Origin of the sequence: Tardiphaga sp. 215_C5_N2_1, from assembly GCF_052076055.1 — a bacterium.
Classification (GTDB): domain Bacteria; phylum Pseudomonadota; class Alphaproteobacteria; order Rhizobiales; family Xanthobacteraceae; genus Tardiphaga; species Tardiphaga robiniae.
Genome location: NZ_CP197240.1, coordinates 77,623 through 103,814, shown reverse-complemented (window position 1 = coordinate 103,814; position 26,192 = coordinate 77,623). Strand labels below are relative to the sequence as shown.

The window sequence follows — 26,192 nt, the reverse complement described above, 5'->3', positions numbered from 1 at the left end:
GCCGGTGGCCGATGGCGTCGGAGATGGAAAAAACATTGGCCGGAAAAATTTCATCAGAAGCCCTCTCGAAGCCATCGTCCGACCTTTCCGAAATAACCGTCACTGGTCCCTGTCTTGAGCTGCCGCGTATGCCGCGGTTCGACATGTTCAAGATGAGCGAATTGCGGATAGACCAAGAGGCCCGACGGCACCGCGAACGAAGCGCTCTTGGCTTCATTGGGCAGCCGGCCGAAGCCGAGTGGTCGTGCAATGCGAACGGACCGTCCGAGAATCTGGCTGCCGAGTTCGGCAAGGCCCGTGAGCTGCGACGCGCCGCCTGACAGCACCACGCGTGCGCGCGGTTCTGCAGCGAAGGGCGAATCCGCCAACCGGTCCCTGACCATTTCAAAAATCTCCTCGGCACGCTGACGCACGATGTTCGCGATCGTGGCGCGGGATACGACCTGCGGAAAATCGCGATCGTTATCACCAGCCGTCGGCACGTTCATGAGTTCGCGCGCATCGGAGCCACCCGTCAGCACCGTGCCATATAACGTCTTGATTCGCTCGGCATCCGCGATGCAAGCACCGAGTCCGCGCGCGAGATCCATGGTGATGTGTTGCCCGCCGACCGCAAATCCCGACGCGTGCACGAAGCGTCCGCCGGAATAGGTCGCGATCGTTGTCGTACCTGCGCCCATCTCGACGACCGCAGCGCCGAGATCGGTCTCGTCATCGGTGAGAACAGAGAGACCTGCGACATAGGGCGCCGCAGCCATGGCTTCGACATTGAGATGGCAGCGCTCGACGACCAGCATCAGGTTACGCGCGACCGTCGCGTCCGCAGTGACGACATTCATATCGACGCCGAACTGCGAGGCGACCATGCCCTTGGGATCGCGAATGCCCTTCACGCCATCGAGTGAATAGCCGACCGGCAATGCATGGAGCACGGTGCGGCCCGGCGGCGTCGCGTGGCGCATGCCGGTCGAGGTGACACGTGCGATATCGGACGCTGTGACGGCGCCGCCCTTGATATCGGCTGACGCTTCAATCAGTTGGCCCTGCAGGCGACCGGCCGACACAGACAGCAGCACGGATTCGACGCGAACCTTGGCCATACGTTCGGCCAGCGCCACCGCCTGACGGACGGCCTGCTCGGCCTCGCCCATATCGACGATCGCGCCAGATTTGACGCCGCGCGACTGGATCTGGCTGTAGCCGATCAGTTCAACCGCATGGCTGCGGCCGCGCAGGGCTTCGTTCGGCGCGGATGGCCGCAGACGCGCGATCATGCACGCGATCTTGCTGGTGCCGACGTCCAGCGACGCCACCAGCGCGGTGCGGTTGGCCGCCATCTGACGCGTTTTCGGCGCCTGGTTGCGATCGAGACCGGTCATGCCGCGCCAGCCTTCTTCTTGGACTTGTCTTGTGCCTTGAACAGATCTTCGCGCGCCTTCGCTGCGTCTTCCGACAGCCGCACGGTCAGCCGATCCGACAGCCGCATGTCGATGGCGACGATGTCGCGCGAGAACAGGCGATCTTCCTTGTCGAGCTTGCTGAGCATGGCCAGCGCGTTGCCGACGTCGATTTCCGGGAGGCGGATGTCGAGGCCATCCTTCAGGCGGAGATTCCAGCGGCGCTCGCCGACGAAGATCGCGGCCTTGGTGACCGAGCGGACCTGCGGGTAGCGATCCAGCAAAGCGAGGAAATCCCTGGCGTTGCTGTCGGCGCCCTTGCCCACCACCAGCGGCAGCGACATGAAGCGGCGCGACACGTAATTTTCGAGAACGGCACCGTCATCGGCGATCACCGAGAGACGACCGTCCTCCTGCCACAGCGCGAAAGCCGTGCGCTCGGTGACATCGATCTGCAGACGGTTCGGATACAGCTTCAGCACATTGGCGTCGGCGATCCACGGATTGGCCTTGAGCTTGTCGCGGACAGCTGCGGCATCGAGGAAGAACAGCGAGGAGCGACCATTGACGCCGCCGATGGCCAGGATCTCGTCCTGGGTCAGCTGCTTGCGGCCGTTGAGAATGACGGAGGCAATGCGGAAGCCGGCGGCATTGGCGGCGGCATTGCGCGCATCGCTGAAAGCTTCGACCATTTCGTCAACGTGATTGCCTTTCACCACGCCGAGCGCGAGGCTGCCCGTCAGCATCAGCACGGTGGCCGCAATGCCGACGCGGCGCGGCGCGTAACGCTCAAGCGTCGCGATGAAGCTATTGGAGCTCTGCTCGCGGACGGCAGGCTTGGCGGCACGAAAGCGGGCCCAGAAGCGGGCGAGCGGGCTCAGCTGCTCGCGCAGCAGAATGCCTGCCCCAAGGGCAGCCATTTTAAGATCAGCTTGGGGCCTCAAGGGTCGCACCGACCGAGAGAGGCGTCCTCCACCATCCATACCACGAGCTCGTCACAGGTTACGTCCGCATTGGCGCGGGACTTGAGGCGCGAGTGACGTCTCGGTCCTGCCGGGATGGATTCAAGCCTTTGAAAAAGGCCGGTTTTCCATCGATACGCGTCGTCACGGAATCCCCGCAAAGCTCACGCCTCGGCAGCCAAGCGCACACGCGCCGCCAGCGTTAACCTTCGGCCTTCCTGGTAAACAAAGTGTAAAGGGGATGGGCGCAGAGCGCGATTTGATGCGGCTGTGGAAGACTTTAGCCGAGGTGTGGCCGACGCGCCCGAGGGAACTGCGGCGGCTTCGTGGCCGGCATCACCGGGTTGCCGGAATTAACGCGGGGATCGGGTGGTGCGGCGGTGAATCGCTGGTGCGCTCCCTCGCCCCGCTCTTGCGGGGAGAGGGCTGGGGTGAGGGGCGCTTCGATCTGCAAACGCCAGCGATGAGGAGAGCACGGTGCGCTGCCCCTCACCCGCCGCGAAGACGCGGCGACCTCTCCCCGCACAGAGCGGGGAGAGGTTAAAAGCCGCCTGCCCGCTTCACCGCGAGCTCGATCTGTCCGTTCAGAAAATCCACGAAACTGATCCCCTGGGCATTCAGCGCCTTGGGATAGAGCGAGGCTTTGGTCAGACCCGGGAGCGTGTTGGTCTCCAGATAGACTGGGCCTTTGGCCGACACGATGAAGTCCGACCGCGAATAGCCGCGGCACGACATCGCGCGGTGCGCCTTCACCGCGAAATCCATGATCGCCGCTGAAACCTCCGGCGTGAAACGCCCGGGGCAGATCTCCTGCGTCGACTTCGCGAGATACTTCGCCTCATAGTCGAAACCGCCATCGGCCGGAATGATCTCGATCGGCGGCAATGCGATCAGCGAGCCGTCGGCCTGCTCCAGCACGGCGCAGGTCGCCTCAACGCCAGCGACGAACGGCTCAATCACATAGTCCTCGGTCCTGGCCGCATTGCGCACGGCAACGAGATCTTGCTTCGCATTGACGAACATCAGGCCGTAGCTCGATCCGTCACGCGCGGGCTTGGCGATCAGCTTGCCGTATTCGGCGAGCGCAGCTTCCATGTCGTTCAATGCGACACCCGCCGCGATGGGCACGCCTGCGATGGCTGCGAAGCGCTTTGCGCCGACCTTGTCGAAAGACAGATTGGATGACGCCGAACCGGAACCCGTGAACGGGATGCCGCGCATTTCGCACATCACCTGCAGCTCACCATTCTCCGCAGCGCCGCCATGCATGCCGAGCACCAGCACACGGTTCTCGGCTTGGGCCTTGTCGAGCGCCTGCGTCAGCACGCCGATGCTGCTGCCACCGGGCTTGAACGGATCCTCGAACGGACGATCATGGGAGAGCAGCGCCGTGCCCGACGTCTCGTAGACGCGGTCATCGGCATCCCAGAACCAGAGATCCGCATCGGGCAGCGCGCCATGCAGCGCCTGTGCGGAGGCCACCGACACCAGACGCTCCTTGTTCAGGCCACCAAACATGATGGTGATCCGCTGAGGTCTCGCCTGCTCCGTCATCGTGTCGTCTCCGAACCCATCCGCGAATCGCGCCGCTGCCGACAAGGCAATAGCATCGAGCTAGCCGAGTCATATAATGCCTTGTCGGGGGCGGTTTTGCGAGCCCGCCCCGCGGTGACATGGAAGCGACCTGATGATCAGAGCCTGGCTCGAACTCTCTACCTTCGGCATCTTCGCGACGCTGGGCACCATCTATTACGGAGTCGCACTGATCCTTGTGGGGCTGACCTCCAGCCGGCTGCTGTCGATGCGGCTGCGGTCCATCCACGGCATCGTGGCGCCTTTCTTTTCCTCGGTGGCCATCCTGTTCGGCCTGCTCACGGGCTTCCTTGCCAGCGATGTCGGCGACCGCAACCGCCAGGCCGTCCGCGCCGTTCAGATCGAGGCCGGCGAGCTGCGCAACATCCATACGCTGAGCGTGGCATCGGTCACCGACATGTCCAACATACGCGCCGCGCTGAAGGCCTATGTGACATCGGAAGTGACGGAGGAATGGCCGGCAATGCTCCTCGGCCTGAAGTCGCCGCGCACCGACGTAGCCTATGACAGCCTGCTGCGCGAAATCAGCGATCCCGCCATCACGCGCGACGCCAGCAACACGGTGCATGGGGCGCTGATGGGTGCCTCGATCCGCGCCGGGACCGCGCGCAATGACCGGCTCAGCCTGTCGACCGACCACACCAACGATCTGAAATGGACGTCGGTCCTGCTGCTCGGGTTGATCACGCAACTGGCGCTGGCGCTGGTGCATCTGGAACGGCCGCGGGCCATGCTCGCGGCGCTCACGGTGTTCGCCAGCGGCGCCATCGTCGCTCTCGGCATTATCGCGCTGCAGGAACATCCGTTCGACGGCGCCTTCCGCGTCGCCCCTGCGCCGCTGGAAAATTTGCTGAGCATCAGCGAGGCCGGACCGGCGTCGGCACTGCCGCGACCGCCGAAATAGCAGCCAAAGCGTTTCCGAGCGAAGTGGTGCCGGTTCGCATTAAGGAAACGCGTCAGACATATCGTGTTACGGCGCGACGCCGATCCGCTTGATTTCCCAGTGCAGGTCGATGCCCGACTGCGCTAGCACGCGCGCACGCACGGTCTCGCCGAGCGTTTCGATATCGCTCGCCGTGGCGTCGCCGGTGTTGATCAGGAAATTGCAGTGCATCTCCGACACCTGCGCGCCGCCGACGCGTAGCCCGCGGCAGCCTGCAGTATCGACCAGCTTCCAGGCGGAGTGACCGGGCGGGTTCTTGAATGTCGAGCCGCCGGTCTTCTCGCGGATCGGCTGCGCGGTCTCGCGATGCGCCTGCACCTCGTCCATGCGCGAGCGAATGGCTGCGGGCTCTGTAATCGTTCCACGGAATCTCGCCGAGGTGAAGATGATCGATGGATCGACACCGGAATTGCGATAGACGAATTGCATGCCGGCATTGTCGAAGACATGCTTCTTGCCATCGCGGCCGATGCCGGTCGCCTCGATCAGTACATCCTTGGTCTCGTCGCCATTGGCGCCAGCATTCATGCGCAGCGCGCCGCCGATGGAGCCGGGAATGCCGAAATAGAATTCCAGCCCGCCGACATTCGCCGCTGCCGCCGTTTCTGCCACGCGCTTGTCGAGCGCAGCCGTGCCGGCGCTGACAATGTCGCCATCGGCTGACGTTGCGCCGAAGCCACGCGGGCTCAGGCGAATGACGACGCCTTTAATGCCGCCATCGCGCACGATGAGATTGGAGCCGACGCCGACGACGGTGACCGGAATATCGCTCGGCAGCTTCGACAGAAAGTAAGCGAGATCGTCTTCATCGGCTGGCGTGAACAACACCTGCGCCGGACCGCCGACACGAAACCATGTCAGCGGCGCCAGGGACTCGTTCGCGAGCAGGCGCCCGCGCAGATCGGGCATCGCAGATTTGAGTGAGGGGGTGATGTCGGGGAAGGTCATGTTACTGCGCAGGAAGAAGGCATGGATGGCCGGGACAAGCCCGGCCATGACGAGAGAGAGTCGAGACTACTACTAAAAAGTGCGGAGCGCTCGCAAATGTGATAAGGCGAAAATGTAACTCCGTCATGGCCGGGCTTGTCCCGGCCATCCACGCCTTTCGAGCTATCAACATGGCAGGTGGTTACGTGTACTTCATGACCAATCGGCCGAATGGCATCCTGTATGTCGGGGTGACCAACGATCTCGTGCGCCGCGTCCACGAACACAGATCCGGCTTCGTCGATGGCTTTACCAAGCGGTACGATCTCAAGCTGCTCGTGTATTTCGAGCGCTTCGAGGACATCCGCGACGCCATTCAGCGCGAGCATAACATCAAGCACTGGCCGCGGGCGTGGAAGGTTCGGAAGATCATGATCGACAATCCGAACTGGGACGACCTGTATCCTCTCATTACGCAGTAAAGACGTGGATGGCCGGGACAAGCCCGGCCATGACGAACTCTTCTGCAGCGTATGCCCCATCAAGTCACCCCAGCGCCTTCAATTCGCCGGGCAATGCGTAAGCCCATTGCGTGATGTTGCCTGCACCCAGACACACCACCGTATCGCCGCTCTTCGCAACACCCGCGACAAGACCCGCAAGCGCCGCAGATTCCTGCAGCGGGATCACCTCGCGATGGCCGTGGGCGCGCAGGCCGAGCACGAAATTGTCGCGGTCGATGCCCTCGATCGGTGCTTCGCCGGCGGGATAGACGTCGGCGACGATCACGGTGTCGGCGTCGTTGAAGCAGGTGCAGAATTCCTCGAACAGCGACTGCAGGCGCGTGTAGCGATGCGGCTGCACCACGGCGATCACCTTGCCTGCGGTGCTTTCACGCGCGGCGCGCAGCACGGCGGAAATCTCCACGGGATGATGGCCGTAATCGTCGATAATGGTGACGCCGTTCCACTCGCCGGTCTTGGTGAAGCGGCGCTTGACACCGCCGAAGCCGGCGATGGCCTTGCGGATCGCCTCATCGGACATGCCGAGTTCATGCGCGACGGCAATCGCAGCTGTGGCATTGAGTGCGTTGTGACGACCGGGCATCGGCAACAACAGATTATCGATCTCGTGCGATGTGCCGGCCTTGCGATCGCGGAACGCGACCTTGAAGCTTGAGCCGCCATTGGCGGGTTTCAGATCGACCAGCCGCGCATCGGCCTGCGGGTTCTGTCCGTAGGTGATAATGCGGCGATCCTCGATCTTGCCGACGATGCTCTGCACCACGGGGTGATCGATGCACATCACGGCAAAACCGTAGAACGGCACGTTCTCGACAAAGTGGCGGAACGCATCCTGCACGGCATCGAAGGTCTTGAAGTGATCGAGATGTTCGGGATCCACATTGGTGACGATGGCGACATCCGCGGGCAGCTTCAGGAAGGTGCCATCGCTCTCGTCGGCTTCCACCACCATCCACTCGCCGGCGCCGAGGCGCGCATTGGTGCCATAGGCATTGATGATGCCGCCATTGATGACGGTCGGATCGAGTTCGCCGGCATCGAGCAGTGCCGCGACCATCGACGTCGTCGTGGTCTTGCCATGGGTGCCGGCGATGGCGACGCAGCTCTTGAGGCGCATCAATTCGGCGAGCATCTCGGCGCGGCGGACGACGGGAATGCGCTGGGCACGCGCAGCCATCAGTTCCGGATTGTCGCGCTTGATCGCCGTGGAGACCACGAGCACGTCGGCGCCCGACACGTTATCGGCCTTGTGGCCGACATGGATGGTGATGCCCTTCTCGCGCAGACGATTGACGTTGGCGCTTTCGGAGGCGTCCGAGCCCTGCACGGTGTAACCGAGATTGCACAGCACCTCGGCGATGCCGCTCATGCCGATGCCGCCGATACCGACAAAGTGAATAGGTCCGATTTCGCGCGGCAGTCTCATGGGGCGTCTCTATGTTCCATCATGCCCGGGCAGCGCGAAGCGAGCTTCGCTGGACGTCCGGGCATCCAAGGCTTGTCTAACAGATGACTCCTTCAAACAGACGTGGATGGCCGGGACAAGCCCGGCCATGACGAAAAAGACGGAAATTTGGCTTGCGGATCAGACGAATCCGCCACCTTCGCTGCTGCTGTGCCCTACTCTGCCGCCGCGGGAACCGCAGCCCGCCCCCGGTCGAAGCGGATTGCGCAAAGTGCCACAGCGAGCGCTGCCAGCGGCGCCAATGCAGCGACCCACGGCACCGAAGCGAGACCCCCGTGATCGATCACCGCACCGCCGAGCCAGGCGCCGACGGCGTTGCCGAGATTGAACGCCGCGATGTTGAAGCTCGAGGCGAGGCTCTGGCCAGCACCATGGGCCTTTTCCAGCACCCACATCTGCAACGGCGGCACGGTGGCGAAGCCCACGGCGCCGAGCAGCGCCACGAATGCCACCACGGCGATCTGGCTGTGAACAGCGAAAGTCATCAGGAACAGCACCACCGCCAGTGCAGCGAGGCTGCCCAGCACCGTCGGCAGCAGCCAGCGGTCGGCGAGCCGTCCGCCGACCAGATTGCCGACCACCAGCCCGCCGCCGAACACCAGCAGGATCGGCGACACCGCGGTCTCCGAAAAGCCGGCCAGCCGGGTCAGGATCGGCGCGATGTAGGTGAACAGCGCGAACACACCAATCCAGCTCAGCACCGTAGTGAGCAGGCCAAGCAGCACCTGCGGACGCGCGAGCACCGCGAGATCCTGTTTCAGATTCGACGGCGCGGGCTTTTCCTTATCTTGCGGCACGAACAGCGCGATGATTGCGAAGGCGGCGACGCCAACGGCGGTCACGGAGAAGAAGGTCGCGCGCCAGCCAAACCCCTGCCCCAGCCAGGTACCGAATGGCACGCCGAGAATATTCGCCACGGTCAGACCGGTGAACATGATGGCGATGGCCGAGGCCTTTTTGTCCGGCGCCACCAGCGTGGTCGCCACCACGGAACCAACGCCGAAGAAGGTGCCATGCGCAAAGGCCGTGAGCACCCGCGCCGCCATCAGGCTCCAGTAGTCCGGCGCCAGGGCGCAAGCGAGATTGCCCAGCGTGAAGATGCCCATCAGCACCAGCAGCACGGTTTTGCGCGGCCAGCGACTGGTGGCGATGGTCATGATCGGCGCGCCGAGCACGACACCCAGCGCATAGCCTGAGATCAGCAGACCCGCGGCCGGGATCGACACGCCGAGGTCGCCGCCGACCTCGATCAGGAGACCCATGATGACGAATTCGGTGACGCCGATTCCGAAGGCGCCGGCGGTAAGCGCGTAAAGTGCGAGAGGCATGATCGTGTCCCATGACTGGCCGGGCCGAATGCCCGATGACGGGAGATGTGGACCTCCTGACATTGATGAGATAGACGTGGCATAGGCACAATATTTGTGAATTGAATTCACTCAATAGATTGAAGCCAGATGTCACGACTGGACGTCAACCGCTCCGGCGAGATGGAAGTGTTCACCCGCGTGGTCGAGCTCGGCGGTTTTTCGACCGCGGCGCGGGCCTTCCGGATGACCCCCTCTGCCGTCAGCAAACTGGTGGCGCGGCTGGAGGCACGGCTCGGCGTGCGGCTCATCAACCGCTCGACGCGCAAGCTTCAGCTCACGCCGGAAGGCAGCGCTTTCTATGAGCGCGCCTTGCGCATTCTCGACGAGATCAGCGCGGCCGAGCGCGAAGCTGCCATCGGCGCAACACCGAGCGGTCTGCTGCGCGTCAATACCAGCGTGCCCTTCGGCCTGCGTCTCCTGTTGCCACTACTGCCGGATTTCGCGAAACGCTATCCCGAGATCAAGGTCGAGGTCGTGCTGACCGATCTCGTGGTGGATCTCCTCGAAGAGCGCGCCGATGTCGCCATTCGCGTTGGCTTGATGCGCGAGTCACGTTTGCTCGCGCGCAAACTCGGCGAGAGCCGGATGGTGGTGGTTGCCGCGCCCAGCTATCTCGCCGAGCGCGGCACGCCCAAGACGCCGGATGATCTTGCCGATCATAATCTGCTGCGCTTCGGCTTCGCCAAGTGGGAGAACGGCTGGCCTTTCAAGATCGGCGGCGAGACAATCGCCGTGATGCCGTCAGGCAATGCCCTGGTCAGCGACGGCGAAGCGATGCAGCACCTCGCCGTGGCCGGCATGGGCCTCGCGCGACTGGCGCGTTTTCATGTCAAGGCCGATATCAAAGCCGGACGTCTTGTGCCGGTGCTCGAAGCGTTCAATCCCGGCGACATCGAACCAATCCACGCCGTGTTCGTCGGCCATGGCGGCCAGTTGCCGGCGCGCGTGCGGGCGTTTCTGGATTATCTGGTGGAGACCGTGAGGCTGTAGCGTCCAGCATCTCGTCGTCATGCCTCCGCTGTGCCCATCACTTGAAAGGCACTGATCGGCGGAGGCAGCCCCGGCGGTTTCTCGCCCGTGAAAAATGCAGCGAGATACATCTTTCCAAGCAGATGCCTGGTCTCCAACGCGTCGGGCGCCAGCCGCCCATCGCGCAAGGCCTGCTGGAATTCCGCAAGTGTAGGAGCCGAGAGATCCGTGTCCGGCACCGAGCGCGACGCGGTCGCTACGGCGCTGAACTGGACGCCCGCATAAAACAGACGGGTGAGCGCGCGCATCAGTTCGAGGCGATCGCGCAGGCTGCGATCGGGCGGGTGACCAAGCCATGCCTGCAAAAGCACCTCTTCGAGTTCAGGTGACGGCGCAAAGTTATCGAGCATCGTCGCCATGTCGACGACAGGATCGTTGCAATAGGCCGACTCCCAATCGACCAGCCACAGACGCTCGCCATCGAACAGAAGGTTGCGCGGCAGGATATCGTTGTGGCTGGAAACCGCCTCGTCGCTATTCCAGGTATAGGCGCTACGGAGGTCTGCCAGACGCTGCGTGTGGGCATCGAGCACGCCGGGCGCAAACAGATTTGTGCGGCAGACATGGGCCCACAGCCGAGCTGTGATATCCGGATAGTCGACGAAGCGCCCGAACCTTGGCGTGCCCTGCAGGCGCCGCAGCATGTCTCCCAGCGCCTGCGCCAAAGCGTGAGGGCCGCCGGGATAGGTGTTCAATGGTTGCTCGACGATGAAGTCCATCACCGCCACACGGGCGACCTCGTCCACATGATAGAGCCGCGGCGCGATCCCTGCCTCTGCAGCGATGCGCATCGACGTATATTGATGCGGGTTGCGCAGCGGACTGGCGTCCCCCTCCATACGCAAGACGTAACGGCGGCCGCCGGCGGTGACCCGGTAGACCAATGCACCCGAGACGCCACCCGGAATCGGCCGAATGGAATCGATGGTTGCAGAACCGACGGTCGCCCTGAGCGCAGCCTGCGCGATCTCGCGGTGCGTCATCGGAATATCAGAAAGATGCTCTCCGCTCATTGTCCCCCCGGCGAACCGCGTAGGGACGACGTGTAGCAGAACCGATGACCTAAATCTTCGCGACCTTGGCAACCAGATCCGCCAGCCGCTCTGCTGCATCGAGCTTGCCGACCTTGCGCGCGCCTGCGGCCATCGCGGTCAACCGCAACGGCTCGCCGGCCAGCGCCGAGATTTCAGCAGCCAGACGATCCGGCGTGAAATCACTCTGCGCGATGCGAAGCGCGCCACCGGCGTCCGCAAGCACACCGGCATTGGCGAACTGATCCTGATCGAGCGCACCGGGCAGCGGCACCAGAATGGACGGCCGCCCGATGGCCCCGAGTTCAGCGACGGTGCCCGCACCGGAGCGCGAGATCACCAGTTGGGCTGACGCGAGACGCGCGGGGAGATCGCTGAAGAACGGCGCGAGTTCGGCCTTGATCTTGAGCTTGTCGTAAACGGCACGCACGCGGCTCATGTCTTCGTCGCGCACCTGTTGCGTCAGCACGAGGCGATTCCACAGCGCCGGTTCGAGACGCTCGATCGCCGGCGGCACGATATCGGCCATGATGCGCGCGCCCTGGCTGCCGCCGACGACGAGCAAGCGGAATGGCCCGGTGAGATCCGGCGCGGCATAGGGGACGGCAGCAGCGGCGAGGATCGCCGGGCGCATCGGCGTGCCCGTGGTGGTGGTCTTCTTCGACAATTCGGGATCGCGGTCGAGCACACCGGGCAACGACGTCGCGATCGCGCTGACCTTGCCGGACAGCATGCGGTTGGCGCGGCCCATGACGGCGTTAGAATCGTGAATGAGGGTGGGAATGCCGAACAGACGCGCGGCAAACAGTGGCGGCACAGTCGGATAGCCACCGAAGCCGATTACCGCTGCGGGCTTCAGGCTGCGCATCAGGTTCAGCGCCATCGCGGTGCCAGCAGCGAGCATGATCGCGGTGCGTGCCAGCGAGATGGGATTGCGGGAGCGCACCGTCTCGCTCGGCACCACATCGATCATCTCGCGCGAAAACAGCCCGCTATATTTCAGCGCCCGCGCATCGGTGACGAGCCGGACGCGCAGCCCGCGCTTCATCAGCGCAACGCCGAGCGCTTCCGCCGGAAACAGATGTCCGCCGGTGCCGCCCGCCGCAAGCAATATGAGGGGCGCGGTGCTCATCACGCGTAAGTGCGCGCGACGTGGGCGTCGATCGCCTCGACTTCGGTGCGCGGGCGCATCCGCGTCAAAGCGAGCAGCATGCCGACACTGTAGGCCAGCGAGATCATCGACGAGCCACCATAGGAGATGAAGGGCAGCGTCATGCCCTTGGCGGGGATCAGATGCAGATTGACCGCCATGTTGATCGCCGCCTGCACGCCGAACAGGATCGCGAGGCCCGAGGCAGCGAAGCGCGAGAACAGATCTTCGGTGGCATAGGCGCGCGACATCGCGCGGATCACGATGAAGGCAAACAGGCTGAGCACGGCGAGGCACAGCAGGATGCCGAACTCTTCGGCGCCGACGGCGAAGACGAAGTCGGTGTGGCTGTCCGGCAGGCTGCGCTTGGCGATGCCCTCGCCCGGCCCGAGACCAAACCAACCACCATTCGAGAAGGCCTCCATAGCGGTATCGACCTGGAACGTGTCACCCGAGGCGGGATCCATGAAGCGTTTGATACGGCCGGCGACGTGCGGCACCAGGAAGTAAGCCATCAATAGCCCGCCTGCCGCGGTGGCGCCGAGGCCGAACACCCAGACCATGCGCATGCCGGCGATGAAGAACAGCGAACCCCAGGCCATCAGGATCAGCATGGTCTGGCCGAAGTCAGGCTGCATCACCAGCAGCGACACCAGCATCATCAGCAGCACGATCGCCATGGATGTCGCCGGCATCTCCGGCTTGCGCGCGGATTCCGAAAACAGCCATGCGGCGATGACGACGAAAGCCGGCTTGGCGGATTCCGACGCCTGGATGTTGATGCCGAGGATGGTGATCCAGCGCTTGGCGCCTTTCACTTCCGGCCCGATCAGCAGGGTCGCCAGGATCAGGACGATGGAGATCGCAAACACCACCAGCGCCGAACGCCGGATCTGCCGCGGCGTCATGAAGGACACGCCGATCAGCACGATAATCGACGGCACCAGGAACAGGATATGCCGGTTGAAGAAGTGGAACGGATCGAGCCCGATGCGGGTCGCCACCGGCGGCGAGGCCGCCAGCGACAGGATCACCCCGGCCAGCATCAGCGCGATGATCGCCGCCAGCAGCAGGCGGTCCACGGTCCACCACCATTCGCTGAGCGGTGTGCGTTGTTCGCGAGAGATCATAAGCGCGTCCTGCGGGTCGATGAACTCCTATCGATGGGCCATCGTGGTTGCCAGACGGTTAATGGATTGTGAAAATTTGGCCCCATTCAGGGCGGCCAGCGGCGGGCTGTGACTGCAGGGTGCGTGAAATCGGAATAGTCGATGACGAGATTCGCGCGGTTTTGCGGGTCGTTCTCGTGCAGATACAGGCGCTGGCCTTCGATATAACGCCGGTTGGACGCGGCATCCACATCAGCCGATCCGTATCCGGGGCCGCGACCGGCGCCGCGCGGGATGGTGATGGCGAATGGCGCATCCAGAAAAATCGACAGGTTCCAGACATCCCTGAGTTCCGGTCGATGCAGGAAGATGCCGTCGAAGACGAGGACAGCATCGGGATCGGCAATCGACCAGCAAGCGGCGACCGGGGCGTTCACGGTGTGATCGAAGATGGCAGGGCAATAGACGCGCGAGCCGCCGGGTCCGAGAGGATCGAGCAGTACTTTCCGCAACTCAACATAATTGTAGGAGTCCGCGTAAAAGCCATGTGGAGAGGTTTTCCCCTGCCGGTATCGGATCTCGCGCGTGTTGTGAAAGCTGTCCACGGAGGCGCGGATAACGGGCCGTCCGAGCGTGCCGATTACACGCGCGAGCGTGTCCGCGAACACCGTCTTTCCTACACCGTCCACGCCATCGATGCCGACGCGGAGGATCGAGCCCGTCGCATGATGCCGAATAAATTCGGCGATCTCTGCGATCAGCGGCGACGTGTCGTTGCGATCATCCGATGGCTCAATCATCAACGCCCCCTGCACGGTGCGATCAAATGACCTCGATTGTTGGCTCCTAACAGCCGCGTGATATTCCCTCGGCTGAGCCAGAACACGTCGGCTGATACTGGATCGTGAAGATCGCGCCTTAAACCGCCCTCACCCCATCCAGCGCCAGCACCAGTTCCCGAAACCGGTCGCCACGGATTTCAAAGTTCCGGAACTGGTCGAATGACGCGCAGGCGGGCGACAGCAGCACGACCGGCTCTGTCAGCCCGGCTTCCGCGGCATCGCGGGCGGCATTGGCTACGGCGACGTCGAGACTGACGCTGATCTCGTACGGCACCTTGCCGTCCAGCGTCTGCGCAAAATCATTGGCCGCTTCGCCGATCAGATAGGCGTTCCGGATGCGCGGGAAGAATTCGGCCAGCGAAGTGATGCCGCCTTCCTTCTGCTTGCCACCGGCAATCCAGAAAATGTCGTTGAAGGACGACAGCGCTTTCGCCGCAGCGTCCGCATTGGTGCCCTTGGAGTCATTGACGAACAGCGTGCTACCCTGACGGCCAACCTGCTCCATGCGATGCGCAAGACCGGGAAAGCTGCGCAGACCTTTCTGCAGAACGGGCGGACTGACGCCCAGCGCCAGTGCTGCGGCGGACGCGCAGGCGGCGTTCTGCGCATTGTGCAGACCGCGCAACGAGCCGATGCCGGCGATATCGACCACATCGCTCTGCGCGCCGCCGGCATTGCGCACAATGGTGCTGCCACGAATGGTGAGGCCATCGGCGAGCGGATGTTCGACGGAGACGCGCACCACACGCTTGCCGGACTGCTCGATCCTATCGGCCGCCTTGCTGCACCAGTCGTCATCGACGCCGATGATCGCCGTGCCGCCCGCCTGCACGCCGGCGACGAGACGCTCTTTCACCGCAGCGTAGTGCGCCAGCGTGCCGTGACGATCGATATGATCGGGCGTGACATTCAGCAGGATGCCGACCGACGGATCGAGCGAGGGCGTGAGATCGATCTGATAGGACGACATCTCGATCACATGGACGCGGCCAGCGCGCGGTGGCTCGAGCGACAGGATCGCGGTACCGATATTGCCGCCCATCTGCGTATCGAAACCCGCCTCGCGCATCAGATGCGCAACGAGCGCTGTCGTCGTCGATTTGCCGTTGGTGCCAGTGATAGCAACGAAAGGCGCATCGGGCGCATGCAGCTTGCGCTCACGGCAGAATAATTCGATGTCGCCGATGACTTCGACGCCTGCTGCTTTCGCGGCGACGACTGTCCAATGCGGCGCCGGATGCGTCAGCGGCACACCGGGCGTCAGGATCAGAGCCGCAAAACTGCCCCATGCCACCGTGCGCAGATCGGCGGTGATGAAACCGGCCTGCGTCGCCTCGACCATCCGATCGATGCTGTCGTCACAGGCGATGACTTCGGCGCCGCCCGCCTGCAGCGCGTGGCAGGACGCGAGGCCGGAGCCGCCGAGCCCGAACACGGCGACGGTCTTGCCGGCGAAGGATGTGACCGGGATCACGATCTCACCGCAGCTTCAGCGTGGAGAGGCCGACCAGCGCCAGCATCACCGAGATGATCCAGAAGCGAATGACGATCTGCGGCTCGGTCCAGCCCTTCTGTTCGAAATGGTGATGGATCGGCGCCATGCGGAACACGCGCTTGCCGGTGAGCTTGAACGAGGTGACCTGCACGATGACCGACACGGCTTCCAGCACGAACAATCCGCCGATCACGGCGAGCACGATCTCGTGCTTCACGGCCACCGCGATGGAGCCGAGCATACCGCCCAGCGCCAGCGAGCCGGTATCGCCCATGAAGATCGAGGCCGGCGGCGCATTGAACCAGAGGAAGCCAAGCCCTGCCCCGAGCACCGCGCCGCACAGCACAGCGAGTTCGCCGGTGCCGGCGACGTAGTTGATCTGCAGGTAGTCGGAGAACACCGCGTTGCCGGCGAGATAGGCGATCATGCCGAACGAGGCCGACGCGATCATGACAGGCACGATGGCCAGACCATCGAGACCGTCAGTGAGGTTCACGGCATTGCCGGCGCCGACGACGATGAAGGCGCCGAACAGCACGAAGAACCAGCCGAAATTCACGATCACGTCCTTGAGGAACGGGATCACCAGCGAGGAGGACAGCGGATCGCGGCCGAGCTTGACGAAGGCGAAACAGGCGGCACCCGCGATGATGAATTCGATCAACAGGCGTGTGCGGCCGGCAAAGCCCTTGTGGCTCTGCTTGGTCACTTTGAGATAGTCGTCATAGAAACCGACGAAGCCGAAGCCGAGCGTCACGGCCAGCACGATCCAGACATAGGGATTGCGCGGATTGGCCCAGAGCAGCGTGGAGACCACGAGGCCGGACAGGATCATCAGCCCGCCCATGGTCGGCGTGCCCACCTTGACCAGATGCGACTGCGGGCCGTCAGTGCGGATCGGCTGGCCCTTGCCCTGGCGCAGACGCAGATTGTCGATGATCCAGGGTCCGAACAGGAACACGAACAGTGCGCCGGTGACCACTGCGCCGCCGGTGCGGAAAGTGATGTAGCGGAACACGTTGAACACCGGCACGGTGCCCGCGAAGTCGATCAGCCAGTAGAACATTCAGTCCGCCCTATACCGCGGCGTCGTCGAGCGCGGCGTTGCCGGGAAAGCGCTTTTCGAGCGCGGAGACAATCGGTTTCATCTTCGAGCCGAGCGAGCCCTTGACCATGATGGCGTCACCGGCGCGGATCGCGGCCAGCACCTGCGATTCGAGCGCCGCCGCATCCCCGGCATAGCCGCCCCGCTTGCCCGTGGAAAGGGCGTCCCAAAGATTGCGCATCAGGGGACCACAGCAAAATACCAGATCGATGCCATTGGACTGCACCGCATCCAGCAGCCCGGCATGAAGTTTCGCGCCATCGGCGCCGAGTTCGAGCATGTCGCCGAGCACTGCGATGCGGCGACCCTTCGGCCCGACAGCCGCAGCGCCCAGCACGTTGATAGCTGCTGCCATGGAGGCGGGATTGGCATTGTAGCTCTCGTCGATCAGCGTCGCCTCGCCGCCTGACACTTCGAGCACATGGCGAGCGCCGCGGCCCACAGCGGGCACGACCTGCGACAGCGTCAGCGCGGCATGAACGAGATCAGCGCCCATCAATTCGGCTGCCGCCAGCACCGCCAGCGAATTCATTGCCATGTGGCGGCCGGGCATACCGAGCTTGTAGGTGACGTCATGGCCGAGGATATTGGCATGCACCGCCGAGCAGGTTGGGTGCAACGAGACGTCGAGCAACCGCGCCTCAGCCTTCTGGTCGGCACCGAACGAGACGATGCGCGAGACGCCGGCCTTCTTGGCGTTCTTTTGCAACCGCGCGAATTGCGCATTGTCGCGATTGAGGATCGCGACGCCATCGGGTTCAAGCCCCAAAAAGATTTCGGCTTTCGCATCCGCGATCGCTTCGACACCGGCGAAGAATTCCAGATGCACCGGCTCGACGGTGGTGATGACGGCGTAATGCGGCCGGACCATCTTCACCAGCGTCTCGATTTCACCGGCATGGTTCATGCCGATTTCGAAGATCGCGAAGCGCACGTCCGCCGGGCAGCGCGCCAGCGTCAACGGCACGCCCCAGTGATTGTTGAACGACGCGACCGAGGCATGTGTCTTGCCCTGCGCTTCCAGCACACGGCGTAGCGCTTCCTTGGTCGAGGTCTTGCCGACCGAACCGGTGATTGCGATGATCGGCGCTTTCAGACGTGCACGCGAGGCCAGACCGAGTTCGACGAGACCTGCGAGCACGTCGTCGACCACCAGCAGACGCGCATCTGCCGAAAACTTGTCGCGCTGCGCCGCTTCGACGACGGCGAGACCAGCGCCGGCTTTCAACGCAGCCTCGACGAAAGCGTGGCCGTCATGCAGGTCGCCCTTGATCGCGAAATAGGCCTCGCCGGATTTGATGGTGCGGGTATCGATGGAGATGCCCGTGATACCCGCCGGCAGCGCGCCCTGCACCGTGGCGCGCATCGCGTCGGCCATCGCGGCCGATGTCCAAAGAAACTCGCTCATGCAGTCCTCTTGGCAAGCGCCGCTGCGGCGGCCTCGTGATCGCTGAAAGGCAATGTGCGGGTACCGACGATCTGTCCGGTCTCGTGGCCCTTGCCGGCGATCAATAGGGCATCGCCGGGCTGCAGACCCTCGACGGCCACGCGAATGGCTTCGGCGCGATCACCGATTTCGATGGCGCCTTTCGCAGCGGCCAGAATGGCTGCGCGGATAGTCGCTGGATTCTCGCTGCGTGGATTGTCGTCGGTGACAATCACACTGTCGGCATTTTCGGCGGCGATCTCGCCCATCAGCGGCCGCTTGCCGGCATCGCGGTCGCCGCCTGCGCCGAACACAACGACGAGCTTGCGCTTGGCATAGGGCCGCAGCGCCTGCAGCGCCTTCGCGAGCGCATCCGGCTTGTGGGCGTAATCGACGAACACCGGCGCGCCATTATGAGTGCCAACCTGCTCGAGCCGCCCCTTGGCGCCTTGGAGATGTTCGAGCGCGGCGAAGGTCGCATCGACATCACCGCCGGTGCCAATCACCAGACCTGCCGCGACCAGCGCGTTCTCGATCTGAAATTCGCCAACCAGTGGCAGCCTGATCGCGTAGGTCTTGCCGCGATGCTCAAGCGTGAGTTTCTGCGCGAAGCCTTCGACCGTGGCGTCCACAAGGCGAATACCTTCGCCCACGCCGTCGCCCTTGCGACCGACCTTCATCAGGCGCAAGTGGCGCGACTGCGCGGCATGGATCACTTGCGGCGAGTGCTCGTGATCGGCGGCGATCACGGCGACGCCGCCGTCCGCGACCAGATTGAGGAACAACCGCAGCTTGGCACTGAGATAGTGCGCGACGTCCGGATGGTAGTCCATGTGATCGCGCGACAGATTGGTGAAGCCGGCGGCAGAGACCCGCACGCCATCGAGCCTGAATTGATCAAGCCCGTGCGACGATGCTTCGAGCGCGAGATGCGTCACGCCCTCGCCGGTGATCTCGTCGATCTGCTTATGCAGCGAGATCGGATCCGGCGTGGTTAGCGAGCCATAGACGGTGCGCTTCGGCGAGACGAGACCGATGGTGCCGATGCTTGCGGAGGCATATCCGAGACGGCCCCAGATTTCGCGCGCAAAGGATGCAACCGACGTCTTGCCCGATGTCCCGGTGACGGCGGCAACGACCGCAGGCTGGCGCGGATAGAATTTGGCGGCGGCCAGAGCCAGCGCAAGGCGCGGATTGGGCGTGCGCACAAAAGGCACGGACAGATCGTCGGGTTTGTGGTCACTGGCGACAGCGACGGCACCTGACGCCAGTGCCTGTGCGATGAAACGCGAACCGTCGGTCTTCGCACCGGCGAGTGCAAAGAATAGATCGCCCTGTTTCACTGCGCGGCTGTCCACAGCCAGTCCGGTGACGGTGCCGTCCCTTACGGACTTCTCCATCACGGCATCAGGGTTGAACAAATCGCGTAGTTTCATGCTGCTCCGGGCAGGCCAGATCGAGTGACACATCGGGTTCCGCAACGCCACGCAAACCGCATTTTGCACCGGCTGTAAAGCGCAGATGCGGCGTTACTGAGTCACCTTGGATGTCGCAAGAATAAGGCGGTCGGACGGCGCCAGATCGAAGCGCGGCTCAAGCCCCAAAAGCGGCGCGATACGGGCGATCACATTGCCCCCCGTCGGCACCGCATTCCAGCCCGAGGTGATGAAACCATGGGTTTCCGGCAGCGCCTTCGGCTCGTCCAGCATCACCAGAACCTGGAATTGCGGATTGTCCATCGGCAGCACGGCGGTAAAGGAATTCAGCACCTGCTTCTTCGAATAGCGGCCGTTGACGACCTTCTCGGCCGTGCCAGTCTTGCCGCCGAGATAGTAACCCTTGGCCCTGGCTTCGGCCTGCCGCGCCGAACCGGTCTCGGCATTCAGGCGCATCATGTAACGCACCTTGTCGCTGGTCTCTTTCTTGATGACGCGCTTGCCGATCTCCCGCGCTTCCTCTTCGGTGCGCTTCAGGAAGGTCGGCGGGATCAGCAACCCGCCATTGATCATCGCATTGACGCCCATCACCGCCTGCAGCGGCGCCACGGCCATGCCATGACCGAATGCGATGGTGATGGTGTTCAGTTCACCCCAGCGTTTCGGCACGATCGGCATCGCGCTCTCAGGCAATTCCGTCCGCAAGCGATCGAGCTGGCCGACTTTCTTCAGGAACGCCTTGTGCGCTTCGACGCCCTGCCCGAGCGCGATCTTCGCAGCACCGACGTTTGACGAAAAAGTGAAGACTTCGGTGAGCGAGATCGGACGCGGCACCGGATGGGTGTCGTGGATCTTGAACTTGCCGTAGCTGAGCGGATAGCGCGCGTCATACATCGTATTGAGATTGGCCTTGCCGCTGTCGAGCGCCATCGCCAGTGTCAGCGTCTTGAAGGTCGAGCCCATTTCATAGACGCCGGTGGTCAGGCGATTGATGCGGTCCGGATCGTGCGCTTCCTTCGGATTGTTCGGATCGAAGTCGGGCAACGAGACCATGGCGACGATCTCGCCGGTCTTCACGTTGGAGACGAGCCCCGACGCCGCCTTGGCGCTGTACTTCGCCTTGGCCTTGAGCAGTTCGTCACGCAGCGCATGTTCAACGCGCAGGTCGACGGCGAGTTCGACCGGCTTCTGCAGACGGTCGGATGCGAAGCCCGCGCGATGCAGATCCGCGAGGCCATTGCTGTCGAGCCATTTCTCGATGCCGGCAATGCCCTGGTTGTCGATATTGGTCAGGCCAATCAGATGCGAGACCGCCGCGCCGCTCGGATAGACGCGCTTGTTCTCGCGCAGGAAGCCGATGCCGGGAATGCCGAGGCGATGAATGTCGCGCTGCTGCTGCGGCGTGATCTCGCGCTTCAGCCAGGCAAAGCCCTTCTTGCTCATGATCCGCTCGCGCACTTCGGCGCCGTCGAGATCGGGCAATGCGCCAGTGAGCAATTCGACCGCTTCGTCCTTGTCGATGATGCGGCGTGGCTCGGAGAACAGCGACGGCGACTTGACGTCGGTCGCCAGGATCGCGCCGTTGCGGTCGACGATATCGGGACGTGCGGTCGCGATAGCGTCACGCGTGGAGCGGCGCTCCGCATGGGTGTCGCCGTTGACGGCGAACATGATCAGGCGCACGGCAATGATGCCGTACACACCGCCGAACGCGATCATCGCAAGACCGACGCGCGCACGTGCCTTCGCCGCACGATCGACGTTGCGTCCGTAGAGCAGGCTGCGGATCAGACGCTGGCGCCAGGGCTCCGGCGGCCGGGTGATCGGTTTGTTCGGGTCGAGTTGCGGACCTGTCACTGCGGATCCTCCGGCGCCGGCAGCGAACCGGTCACGATATCCGGATCGATGGTGTGGATCATCGCGCCGATCGGATCGGGCTCACCGGGCTTGGCAAAGTTCGGCGGCCGATCCGGCAGATTCTTCATCGTGTCGAATTGCTGCGCCGTCACCGGCTGCAGCTTGAGATGACGTTCAGCCAGACCCTGCAGCCGCATCGGCGCATCCAGCTTGGCCCATTCGGCACGCAACGACGCGATCGCATCGCGCTGTTCGCGAATATCGGCATGCAGGCGCAGCACCTTCTCGGTGCGCACGGTGGATTCCATCTTGATGCGATAGACATAGGCGGCGGCGAAGACGAGAACGGCGATGACGAGAAGGTGGATGATCCGCATAGTCAGCCTCCCCTCATCACAGAGGCAAGCGTCGGCCAGCCCGGCAACGGGCCGGCATCCTGTGCCGGCGCATCGGTGCGCTCGGCGCCGCGCAGCTTCGCAGAGCGCGCGCGCGGATTGGCCTTGAGTTCGTCTTCGCCAGCAGTGATCGGGCGCTTGTTGACGAGCGAGAAGCGCGGACGGGATTGCGCGACCTCCGGCAGATGCCGCGATCCGCCGCCGGTCTTGCTGCGTTCGGTCATGAAATTCTTGACGATGCGGTCTTCCAGCGAATGGAACGAGACCACCGACAGCCGGCCGCGCGGCTTCAGCACGCGCTCGGCGGCGGCGAGCGCGGTGTGGAGTTCGTCGAGCTCTGCATTAACGAAGATGCGCAGCGCCTGGAATGTCCGCGTCGCCGGATGGATTTCGCCGGGCTTGGCCCACACGACCTTCTGCACGATATCGACGAGCTGTTTCGTCGTTTCGATCGACGCTTCCTTGCGCGCCGCGACGATCGCGCGCGCAACAGAGCGGGAGTGCCGTTCCTCGCCGAAGATATAGATGATATTGGCGAGATCAGCCTCGGAGGCCTTCGCCACCACATCGGCCGCGGTCGGCCCGTGCTGGCTCATGCGCATGTCGAGCGGGCCGTCGAAACGAAACGAGAAGCCGCGTTCGGCCTGATCGATCTGCATCGACGAGACGCCGACATCCATCACGACGCCATCGACGAGCGGCTCGCCCTGGGCGGCACACACATCGGTGAGATTGGAGAAGCGATCCTCGACCAGCGTGAGCCGGCCGTCTGACGCGTCGACCAGATCGAAACCACCGGCGATGGCCGTCCGGTCGCGATCAATGGCGATGACGCGGGTTCCCTCGGTCGCGAGAATGGCGCGGGAATAGCCGCCTGCGCCGAATGTGGCATCGACATAAATACCACCGGCGCGCGGGCTCAGCATGTCGACGGCTTCAACGCCGAGAACGGAGATATGTCTTGTATCAGGCGTGCTCATGCGCGCGCCGGCCGGAGGCGTGCAGACAGCGCGTTCCGTTCCTTCGCATCGAGGCGCAAAATCAAACTGGACACGAACAGGCCCATGTCGCCTCAACTGTCGGCGCGCCGCCTGGCTTTTCCTCCTGAAAAGCCCGGTCGCCGCGCGATTGCGGGTTCCATTCGACGCACCACCCGCGTTTGGCGCGGGAAAGGCCGGACGTCCGCATGGATTTGTCGGGATTGCCATGGGATTTGAACGTCAAAATGGAACTTTGGCCGCCCTTTTCAGGTTGGCTCTTCACCACTCAGTAACGGCACTTAGCGTTAAGAAAGCGTTGATGGGTTGGAGAGCAGTCGATCAATTGCAAGTGCCGGTTTCATCGTAGCGCTGATGCTTTAAGCCCACAGTGGATAAAAATGGGGCAAAACTGTCATGCAGTCGTTGCATAGCAAGGTGCCGGTCGAGGATAGTACGCGCCTGCGGCGCAACCGATATGTGTCGCTGTTCTCGTGACTGATTTGAGTTTTCTGATGGCTTCACCTACGTCCGCACCCGCTGGATCCGACTCCAAGCGTCAACGCGCCCTCCCGATTCCCAAGGGCGCCGCGGACATGCCGACCTTTACCCCGGATTCATCCGTCGTTTCCGACGTGATCCCGTCGCCGAATTTCGGTGACCGCAACAAGGGCCTCGTGCCCGATATGATCGTGCTGCACTATACCGGCATGCCCGATCCGGAAGGCGCGATCGCGCGGCTGTGCAGCGCGGGCACCGATGTCTCTGCGCATTACATCGTGCTCGAGGATGGCCGCATCGTGCAGACGGTGCCGGAAGCCAAGCGGGCCTGGCACGCCGGCGTCGGCTTCTGGGCCGGCGAAGAGGACATCAATTCCTGCTCGATCGGCATCGAGATCATCAATCGCGGCCATGACTGGGGCTATCCGGATTTTCCGAGCCGGCAGATCGCCGCCGTCACCGCGCTGTGCCGCGGCATCATGCTGCGTCATGACCTGCAGCCGCATCGCGTGCTCGGCCATTCCGACGTCTCGCCCTCGCGCAAGAAGGATCCCGGCGAAAAATTCCCGTGGCACTCGCTGGCCAATTCGGGCGTCGGACACTGGGTGATGCCGGCGCCGATCGTGCGCGGCGAAACTATGAAACTCGGCACTGCAGGCGACGACGTACTGGCGCTGCAGCATGCATTGGCGCGCTATGGCTACGGCATCGAGACCGATGGCCAGTACAATGCTCCGACCATGGAAGTGGTCACCGCCTTCCAGCGCCATTTCCGTCCCGAGCGCGTCGACGGTCTCGTGGACCACTCGACGCTGACCACGCTGCAGGCCCTGCTCGCCAGCCTGCCCAGCGAAGCGACAGCCTAGATCTCCGGATCGGTCATCTCGTCCAGCTCAGCCAATCGCCGCGCGTAAAGCCGGCGCAATGGCTCAAGTTGTGTGGCCGCACTGGCCCGATGATACGCATCGCGGGCGGCATCGCGCCGGCCAAGACGGCGCAACAGGTCGGCGCGCACCGCCGGCAGCAGATCGTAGCCGTCGAGTCCGCCCCTCGCCTGCAATGCGTCGACCAGATTCAGGGCACGCAGCGGACCATCGACCATCGCCACCGCGGCGGCATGGTTGAGCTCGATCACCGGCGATGGCCTGATCCGCAGCAGGACTTCGTAGAGCCCGGCGATCTGCGGCCAGTCGGTGGCTTGATAGCTCGGCGCCTGCGCATGCAACGCCGCGATCGCGGCCTGCACCACATAGTCATCGGGTCGGCCCGGAGCGTGCAACGCGTCCTCGACCAGCCGCACCCCCTCGGCAATCTGTTGGTGATCCCACAACGACCGATCCTGCGCTTCCAGCAGCACGATATCGCCATCTGCCGTCGCACGACCGGAGCGGCGCGCGTCGTGCAGCAGCATCAGCGCCAGCAGGCCTTTGATCTCGCGTCGCTGCGGCATCAGCGCATCAAGCAAACGAGCCAGCCGGATTGCTTCCCGCGCCAGGTCCGGCCGCATCAGATCGTCACCTGACGTGGCAACGTAGCCTTCGGTGAAAACCAGATAGATCACGGCCAACACGCCGCGCAGGCGTTGTTCGAGCGCATCTCGCACAGGCACTTCATAGGGAATTCCGGCGATGCGGATCTTCTGTTTGGCTCGGACCAGACGCTGAGCCATGGCGTCTTCGCCGATCAGAAACGCCCGTGCCACCTGAGCGGTGCTCAATCCACAGACGGTTCGCAGCGTCAGCATCACCTGCACCTCCACGGCGAAAGCCGGATGGCAACAGATGAAAATCAGCCGCAGCATGTCGTCGTCGAGAACGGCGTCGTCACAGCGATCGTCATCTGCGCCCGCATTCAGCAACAGCTCGTGCGTCACCTGTTGCTGCTTGTCGCGAAACGAGACCAGCCGCCTGACACGGTCGATCGCCTTGTTGCGGCCGACATTGACAAGCCACGCGCGCGGATTTGCCGGCGGCTCAGCCGTTGGCCATCTTTCAAGCGCAACCGCGAAAGCATCCTGCAACGCATCTTCAGCCAAATCGAAATCGCCGACGAGGCGGATCAGCGTCGCCAGCGCGCGACCCGCCTCGTTGCGAAAGATCCTGTCGATTTCGGCCAGCGTCATGGTGTCAGTTATAGACCCAGATCGGCCGCACCTCGATTGAACCGACCCGCGCACTGGGAATCCGCGCCGCAATCGCCAGTGCGGCATCGAGATCCTTCGCGTCAACCAGATAGTAACCAGCGAGCTGTTCGCGCGTCTCGGCGAACGGACCATCGGTGGTGAGCATCTTGCCGTCGCGCACCTGCACCGTGGTCGCTGTGGTCGTCGGTTGCAGCCGGTCACCGGCCTTAAAATTGCCGCTCTGGACGATGGACTGGGTGAACGCGCCATATTCCTCAAGCATCTTCCTGCCTGTGGCGGCGTCCATTTTCGCGTACTCGGCTTCGTTCTGGTAGATCATCAGCAGATACTGCATTGCGTTCTCTCCTCTTGAGCGGCGCCATTCGCCGTGACATGGGCATGATCGGGTCCGAAAATTGGTTGCCACTTTCCGGGATCATGCGGTCAGTCGAACGAACCGGCAGCAGAACGACATCTTCAGGATAATTTATTTTGGCAAAGACTGCGCGCGTTCCTGGCTTGACGGCACGGCCCTG

General features: G+C 63.4%; 23 protein-coding genes. 4 read left to right on the top strand and 19 right to left on the bottom strand.

Features of this window, described 5'->3' with window-relative positions; all coding sequences use genetic code 11:
* Positions 1-53: 53 nt before the first annotated feature.
* The 3 genes from ftsA to AB7828_RS00510 form a co-directional block, all read right to left on the bottom strand.
* On the bottom strand, positions 54-1,379 hold the full coding sequence (ftsA, locus tag AB7828_RS00520; RefSeq protein WP_068734085.1) for a cell division protein FtsA: 1,326 nt from the start codon (positions 1,377-1,379) through the stop codon (positions 54-56).
* Positions 1,376-2,380 (bottom strand): cell division protein FtsQ/DivIB, encoded by a 1,005-nt coding sequence (locus AB7828_RS00515; RefSeq protein WP_441229081.1) that lies wholly within the window; start codon positions 2,378-2,380, stop codon positions 1,376-1,378. Before AB7828_RS00515 ends, ftsA begins: the two co-directional genes overlap by 4 nt.
* A gap of 519 nt (positions 2,381-2,899) precedes the next feature.
* Positions 2,900-3,913: a D-alanine--D-alanine ligase family protein gene (locus AB7828_RS00510; protein WP_441229080.1), complete on the bottom strand. Its 1,014-nt coding sequence runs from the start codon at positions 3,911-3,913 to the stop codon at positions 2,900-2,902.
* A 133-nt stretch (positions 3,914-4,046) separates the two neighbouring features.
* On the opposite strand from AB7828_RS00510, the gene AB7828_RS00505 reads away from it, so the two are divergent.
* Positions 4,047-4,856, top strand: a complete 810-nt coding sequence (locus AB7828_RS00505; RefSeq protein WP_441229079.1) for a DUF4239 domain-containing protein — start codon at positions 4,047-4,049, stop codon at positions 4,854-4,856.
* Between the two features lie 66 nt (positions 4,857-4,922).
* On the opposite strand, the gene murB is transcribed toward AB7828_RS00505, so the two are convergent.
* The gene (gene murB / locus AB7828_RS00500) at positions 4,923-5,843 is read right to left on the bottom strand and encodes a UDP-N-acetylmuramate dehydrogenase (protein ID WP_441232174.1); all 921 of its coding nucleotides are present in this window, start codon (positions 5,841-5,843) and stop codon (positions 4,923-4,925) included.
* 125 nt (positions 5,844-5,968) lie between these two features.
* Between murB and AB7828_RS00495 the strand changes: the two genes are divergently transcribed.
* Positions 5,969-6,304, top strand: coding sequence for a GIY-YIG nuclease family protein (locus AB7828_RS00495; protein WP_120289047.1), 336 nt, complete (start codon positions 5,969-5,971; stop codon positions 6,302-6,304).
* Between the two features lie 64 nt (positions 6,305-6,368).
* Here the strand turns inward: AB7828_RS00495 and murC are convergent, their stop codons facing one another.
* Together murC and AB7828_RS00485 are read right to left on the bottom strand one after the other, a co-directional pair.
* Complete coding sequence (gene murC / locus AB7828_RS00490) at positions 6,369-7,772, bottom strand: UDP-N-acetylmuramate--L-alanine ligase (RefSeq protein ID WP_120289046.1); 1,404 nt, start codon at positions 7,770-7,772, stop codon at positions 6,369-6,371.
* 194 nt (positions 7,773-7,966) lie between these two features.
* Positions 7,967-9,139 (bottom strand): MFS transporter, encoded by a 1,173-nt coding sequence (locus tag AB7828_RS00485; RefSeq protein ID WP_441229078.1) that lies wholly within the window; start codon positions 9,137-9,139, stop codon positions 7,967-7,969.
* A 129-nt stretch (positions 9,140-9,268) separates the two neighbouring features.
* Between AB7828_RS00485 and AB7828_RS00480 the strand changes: the two genes are divergently transcribed.
* A complete protein-coding gene (locus AB7828_RS00480) occupies positions 9,269-10,171 on the top strand; it encodes a LysR family transcriptional regulator (RefSeq protein ID WP_441229077.1) in 903 nt (300 codons plus the stop codon).
* Positions 10,172-10,188: 17 nt separating this feature from the next.
* Here the strand turns inward: AB7828_RS00480 and AB7828_RS00475 are convergent, their stop codons facing one another.
* The 11 genes from AB7828_RS00475 to rsmH form a co-directional block, all read right to left on the bottom strand.
* Positions 10,189-11,193: a phosphotransferase gene (locus AB7828_RS00475; protein ID WP_441229076.1), complete on the bottom strand. Its 1,005-nt coding sequence runs from the start codon at positions 11,191-11,193 to the stop codon at positions 10,189-10,191.
* A 79-nt stretch (positions 11,194-11,272) separates the two neighbouring features.
* Positions 11,273-12,376 carry an undecaprenyldiphospho-muramoylpentapeptide beta-N-acetylglucosaminyltransferase gene (gene murG, locus AB7828_RS00470; RefSeq protein WP_441229075.1) on the bottom strand — a complete coding sequence of 368 codons (1,104 nt, stop codon included), beginning with the start codon at positions 12,374-12,376 and terminating at the stop codon, positions 11,273-11,275.
* The gene (gene ftsW / locus AB7828_RS00465; protein WP_089267347.1) at positions 12,373-13,521 is read right to left on the bottom strand and encodes a putative lipid II flippase FtsW; all 1,149 of its coding nucleotides are present in this window, start codon (positions 13,519-13,521) and stop codon (positions 12,373-12,375) included. Before ftsW ends, murG begins: the two co-directional genes overlap by 4 nt.
* 86 nt (positions 13,522-13,607) lie before the next feature.
* A complete protein-coding gene (locus tag AB7828_RS00460; protein ID WP_441229074.1) occupies positions 13,608-14,300 on the bottom strand; it encodes a uridine kinase in 693 nt (230 codons plus the stop codon).
* A gap of 118 nt (positions 14,301-14,418) precedes the next feature.
* The gene (gene murD, locus AB7828_RS00455; protein ID WP_441229073.1) at positions 14,419-15,816 is read right to left on the bottom strand and encodes a UDP-N-acetylmuramoyl-L-alanine--D-glutamate ligase; all 1,398 of its coding nucleotides are present in this window, start codon (positions 15,814-15,816) and stop codon (positions 14,419-14,421) included.
* A gap of 4 nt (positions 15,817-15,820) precedes the next feature.
* Positions 15,821-16,903: a phospho-N-acetylmuramoyl-pentapeptide-transferase gene (gene mraY, locus AB7828_RS00450; protein WP_068732324.1), complete on the bottom strand. Its 1,083-nt coding sequence runs from the start codon at positions 16,901-16,903 to the stop codon at positions 15,821-15,823.
* A 10-nt stretch (positions 16,904-16,913) separates the two neighbouring features.
* A complete protein-coding gene (locus AB7828_RS00445; protein ID WP_441229072.1) occupies positions 16,914-18,350 on the bottom strand; it encodes a UDP-N-acetylmuramoylalanyl-D-glutamyl-2,6-diaminopimelate--D-alanyl-D-alanine ligase in 1,437 nt (478 codons plus the stop codon).
* Positions 18,347-19,804, bottom strand: a complete 1,458-nt coding sequence (locus AB7828_RS00440) for a UDP-N-acetylmuramoyl-L-alanyl-D-glutamate--2,6-diaminopimelate ligase (RefSeq protein ID WP_441229071.1) — start codon at positions 19,802-19,804, stop codon at positions 18,347-18,349. Before AB7828_RS00440 ends, AB7828_RS00445 begins: the two co-directional genes overlap by 4 nt.
* Positions 19,805-19,897: 93 nt before the next feature.
* A complete protein-coding gene (locus AB7828_RS00435) occupies positions 19,898-21,661 on the bottom strand; it encodes a peptidoglycan D,D-transpeptidase FtsI family protein (protein WP_231077580.1) in 1,764 nt (587 codons plus the stop codon).
* Entirely contained in the window at positions 21,658-22,038 is a 381-nt protein-coding gene (ftsL, locus tag AB7828_RS00430) for a cell division protein FtsL (RefSeq protein WP_089267351.1), read from the bottom strand. Before ftsL ends, AB7828_RS00435 begins: the two co-directional genes overlap by 4 nt.
* Positions 22,039-22,040: 2 nt before the next feature.
* Positions 22,041-23,036 (bottom strand): 16S rRNA (cytosine(1402)-N(4))-methyltransferase RsmH, encoded by a 996-nt coding sequence (rsmH, locus tag AB7828_RS00425; protein WP_441229070.1) that lies wholly within the window; start codon positions 23,034-23,036, stop codon positions 22,041-22,043.
* A gap of 512 nt (positions 23,037-23,548) precedes the next feature.
* On the opposite strand from rsmH, the gene AB7828_RS00420 reads away from it, so the two are divergent.
* Complete coding sequence (locus AB7828_RS00420; RefSeq protein WP_089267353.1) at positions 23,549-24,400, top strand: N-acetylmuramoyl-L-alanine amidase; 852 nt, start codon at positions 23,549-23,551, stop codon at positions 24,398-24,400.
* On the opposite strand, the gene AB7828_RS00415 is transcribed toward AB7828_RS00420, so the two are convergent.
* Together AB7828_RS00415 and AB7828_RS00410 are read right to left on the bottom strand one after the other, a co-directional pair.
* Positions 24,397-25,656 carry an RNA polymerase sigma factor gene (locus AB7828_RS00415; RefSeq protein WP_441229069.1) on the bottom strand — a complete coding sequence of 420 codons (1,260 nt, stop codon included), beginning with the start codon at positions 25,654-25,656 and terminating at the stop codon, positions 24,397-24,399. The genes AB7828_RS00420 and AB7828_RS00415 overlap by 4 nt on opposite strands.
* 4 nt (positions 25,657-25,660) lie before the next feature.
* A complete protein-coding gene (locus AB7828_RS00410; protein WP_441229068.1) occupies positions 25,661-26,011 on the bottom strand; it encodes a YciI family protein in 351 nt (116 codons plus the stop codon).
* Positions 26,012-26,192: the final 181 nt, after the last annotated feature.